Consider the following 2,043-nt stretch of genomic DNA (forward strand, 5'->3'; position numbering starts at 1 on the left):
CTCTCGAACGCGTCGGCCAGCTGCACCCGCTGCACCTGGCGCTCCTCCGAGGCCCGCTTCTCGGCCGCGATCTGCTCCGCCTGCAGCCGCTCGACCTCGATCGCGTTGTCGCGGAACACGCCGACGAACGTCGCCATGCGGGCGATCTCGTCGGCCCCTCGCGCGTCGACCTCGATGGCGTGGTCGCCGTCGGCCAGCCGGTGCATGGCGTCCGACAGGGCGACCAGGCGCCGGACCACGTTGCGGGCCACGATCAGCCAGCCGATGGCGATGCCGATCAAGATGCTGGCGGCGGCCACCGCGGCCAGGACGGCGACGCTGAGCTCGATGGCGTCGTCGGCACGCTGGGAGTCCGCCTGGGCGGTGGACTGGGCGTGCTCGACCATCCGGTCCACCGTCTCGTCGAAGGCGTTCGCCACCCGCTGGGTCTCGACCAGCGCTGCCTGGGCCGCGGCCTCGAACTGCAGGACCGTTCGCCGGTTCTCGAAGATCCCGTCCTCGCCGCTCCCGATGCGGGCCAGCTCCCGGACCGGTTCCAGGGCCGCGGAGTCGACGCCGGCCGCCTCCAGGAGCAGTCGTTCCTGGTCGAGCGTCGCGGCATAGCTTTCGTAGGCGCTCTGGTAGGACTGCACGGCGTCCTGGTTCACCGCGCTCGCCGCGGCGTTGAGCTGGCCGACGGTCAGGTTGCCGTCGGCGAGCAGCCGCAGCATCTGGACCAGCCGGTCGACGTCGTCGGTGACCAGGGTGTCGATCCGCATCCGCAGGTCGCCGGACAGCGTGGCGCTGCCGGCCTTCAGGGATTCGCGTGCCTGGTTGACGATCGGGTCGACCGCCTTGTCGAAGTCGAGGCCGAGTTCGAGCACCTCGTCGTCGATGCCCAGGCGCATGGACTCGAACCTGGCGCGGCCGGTCTCGTCGCCCGCTTCCTTGGCCTTGAGCTCGCCGCGACGGATGTTGAATACCGAGGTGTCGCCCTCGCCATACAGCATCAGCAGTTCGGCGTAGCCGATCAGGGCCTGCGCCTCGCTGGAGTCCGGGAGCTTCGCCATGGTCTCGATCATGCGCGCCGATACGTTGGCGAAATCGCGTTCCTGGACGTCCAGTTCGGCGGTCCGCTCGATCCGGCCGGATCGGGACATGATGCCCATCAGGCGCTGGCCGTCCGCCGACAGGTTGAGCGCGTTGCGCAGCTTGCCGACCTCGTCGTCGACCAGCCGGTCGATCGTCGAGGCGGCCTCGTCCACGGTCTCGCCGCCGGCGGTGATCAGCATCGCGTTGGCGTCGTCGACCAACGGCTGCATGGCCGTCAGGAACCGGTCGTGAGTCTCCAGGACGTGCCTGCGGGCGGCCGCGAGCTTCCGGCGGGCGTCCTCGCGTGCGGCGATCTCCGTCTCCAGGCGGGTCAGCTGCTCCGCGAGCTGCCCGGACAGGCCGGTCAGCTCGGATGCCGCGTCGGCATTGGTCTCGGCGATCGTCCGGATTTCGTTCTCGATGGCGCCGAGGCTGGCGTTCATCTGCGCCTTGACCGCCGTCCGGCCGTCCTCGGTGTCGGCGGAGATCATGCCCGGAGCGGTGGCGGCGACGTTGGCCGAGTTCACCGCGAGGCGCAGGGTCGCGGTGACCGCCGGCATCGACCGCTCGGTGACGTCGCCCAGGGTCTTGCCGACCTCCTTGAAGGCGACCACCGCGGTTCCGGCCGCGACGACGGTCAGCAGGGTCATGGCCCCGAAGGCGAGATAGAGCCGGGGGCCGATACCGAAGCGCGTCCTGGCCGGGCCTTGCTGGCCCGAAGGAATGATGGAGCTGTCGCTCATTTGTCTCTCTTTCAGGTTGCGCCTGCTGGCAGAAGGAGGGTGCGGGCGAGCGGCGAACCGGCGGCCGTCAGCGGCCGCCGGTCGTGCCGTTGCCTCGGACCTGCTCGAGGAACCCGGTGACTTCCTGGTCGAGCAGATCGGCGTCGCCGGACAGCGCCTCGGCGGCGGCCAGCACCGCCTCGGCCTGGGTGCCGGTGTCGTTGGCGACCGCCGACACGCCCTCGATGGT

Annotated in this window: 1 protein-coding gene; it reads right to left on the bottom strand. The window is 70.4% G+C overall.

Annotation, left to right across the window (positions count from 1 at the left end; translation table 11 throughout):
• Positions 1–1,814 (bottom strand): HAMP domain-containing protein (locus IE246_RS27775; protein WP_189995942.1); only part of this gene is annotated, 1,814 nt, incomplete at its 3' end.
• Between the last annotated feature and the right edge of the window lie 229 nt (positions 1,815–2,043).

This window comes from Thalassobaculum fulvum (assembly GCF_014652915.1).
GTDB classification, from domain to species: domain Bacteria; phylum Pseudomonadota; class Alphaproteobacteria; order Thalassobaculales; family Thalassobaculaceae; genus Thalassobaculum_A; species Thalassobaculum_A fulvum.